This is a genomic window from Ureaplasma diversum NCTC 246, from assembly GCF_000731915.1.
Classification (GTDB): domain Bacteria; phylum Bacillota_I; class Bacilli_A; order Mycoplasmatales; family Mycoplasmoidaceae; genus Ureaplasma; species Ureaplasma diversum.
Genome location: NZ_JFDP01000019.1, coordinates 1 through 2,016 on the forward strand (window position 1 = coordinate 1; position 2,016 = coordinate 2,016).

Here is a 2,016-nt window from a genome sequence, read left to right on the forward strand (position 1 = left end):
CATTAAATGAACCTGAAGCATATAAATCAGCAAATACTTGTTTAACTTCTTTTCATTTTTTAGGAGTAGTGTCATCTTTTTGAGCAATGTCTTTGTCCTTTAAATTTTGATTAGCTCAAGCAACACCTAATTTGAAACCTTGAATGAATGTAGAAGTAGATGAGAATGGAAGACCAACAATTCCAGCTCATGTTAAGTCAGTAACACCAGATCTTAAGTAAGTTTTTTGGTTGCTATTTAAATGATAAGCACCAGCAATTCCAGCTAAGAAAGCAGCGTGGTCAACTCTAAATTGAACTGAAGCAACACGGTCAACATTTTCTTTTCCAGAGAACTTGTCATCAACATAAACAGCTACAGTGTTGTTTCTTAAACCATTTCCTTCCATCCCTTTAGCAAGGTGGTTGCCATGGTAGAAACCATAAAGAGCTAAGAAACGAGCGCCATCATTAATTAAAGCGTTGTAAGCTGATAAATATTCTGGAGTAGTTTCTCCTCTTGGAGCAGCATAAAAGTTTTTAACTTCTAATTTCTTGCTATCATTACAAGCAACAGCAACTGCACTCACACTACCAAGAGCTAAAACACTTGCAGCAACTGATCACAATACCTTCGTTTTAAATTTTTTTTGTTTTTGCATATCTCACCAAAATAATCAAAAATCTATTGATTAATAAAAATATAAAAAATATTAAATTTACCCCAAATTCGATTTGGTTATTATATTTTACAATAAATTAAATCTGTATGTACAAGAAAAAATGGCTTATTATAGTATAAAAAGAAAATTCACCACTTTTTGTGATGAATTCTTTATCTTTTTTGCTCTATTCTTCGTAAATTTCAAAGACTGAACATGTTTTATTGTAATCTAATAAGTTAATTAACATCCCAAGCTCAGGAATGATACCTTGTGTATCAAATTCATAAGTTTGAATCTCTTTACGATCACCAATATCATTCTCTAAAATTACTAGATCAGCTTCAATCGCTTTAATCTCATATATTTTTTCGTTCTTTTTGTTATTGGGTTGTATCAGCATAAACTATGTCTTTCTAATGCTTCTTAAAATTAATTATTTTGATTAGCTAAATCTTGATTAATCACATCTTTAAGAGTAGTAGCAAAATCTCCAAAGACGATTGAAAAAGTGCTATTGTTTTTCATTACACCTTTTGCCCCTAAACCAATTACTTGGTCTTGGTTAAAAAGTGATGGATCATTAAGCGTTATTTTAAGAGTGTTAAGTGTTGATGTTGTTTCTTTAATATTAAAGATTGAACCAACAGCAGCATAAAAATTATCAACACTAAATGGTAATTTCTTAGAAACAATTAAATTATCATTTTTGATTTGAGCTTGTTGTTTAGCTTTTTTTCGCATTACTCAATAAGCAATTGAGAATGTAACAATATATAATAAAATTATTTTTCAATTCTTCATTTCTAGCTCCCATTCTTAGTAAATGCACTCTTAATTTTAGCTATGTTCTTTTTAAAATCATCAAACTGATGAATTAATAAATTAGCTTTTATTAATTCGATATCAATTGATTCTATGAAAAGAAGATCATTAATAGAGCGATTATCAATCGCTATTAATAATTTTTTAGCATTTATAATTTTATCAATTTTTAATCTTTTATTATTATCTAAAAGAAGGGGAGCTTTGATTGAGTTGTAATAATAATGATTAACAGGTCCTATTTCAACTAAACTATAAATGTTTTTTAAACTATTAAAGATTGGTCCACTAAAAGCTAAGTTCTTTCCAGTTGATCCACTACTTGTACTTACTAATATTCCAGACCCTTTAAAGGTCTGTAAACAAAACTGATCAACACTAAGATCAAATGCTATTGTTTCATTAGCAACAATACTACACTCATTTAATGCATAAAACACTTGATCATTATTAATTGTTATTTTAAGAACATAAGGACTACTAAAGTTGTTATCATTTAAAATAGAAACTAAATCTAATTGATTAATTGATGAATAAGAACTATAAAAGCC

4 protein-coding genes are annotated in these 2,016 nt (G+C 28.5%); all 4 read right to left on the reverse strand.

What is annotated here, in order from left to right; all coding sequences use genetic code 4:
* Nucleotides 1-640: BMP family ABC transporter substrate-binding protein (locus UDIV_RS00785; RefSeq protein WP_038101908.1), on the reverse strand; the 640-nt coding region annotated here is incomplete at its 3' end.
* 187 nt (nt 641-827) lie between these two features.
* Nucleotides 828-1,043 carry a hypothetical protein gene (locus UDIV_RS00790; protein ID WP_038101911.1) on the reverse strand — a complete coding sequence of 72 codons (216 nt, stop codon included), beginning with the start codon at nt 1,041-1,043 and terminating at the stop codon, nt 828-830.
* 29 nt (nt 1,044-1,072) lie between these two features.
* Nucleotides 1,073-1,444 carry a PTS sugar transporter subunit IIB gene (locus UDIV_RS00795; RefSeq protein WP_038101914.1) on the reverse strand — a complete coding sequence of 124 codons (372 nt, stop codon included), beginning with the start codon at nt 1,442-1,444 and terminating at the stop codon, nt 1,073-1,075.
* Nucleotides 1,445-1,446: 2 nt separating this feature from the next.
* Nucleotides 1,447-2,016 (reverse strand): diacylglycerol kinase catalytic domain-containing protein (locus UDIV_RS04465; RefSeq protein WP_038101917.1); only part of this gene is annotated, 570 nt, incomplete at its 5' end.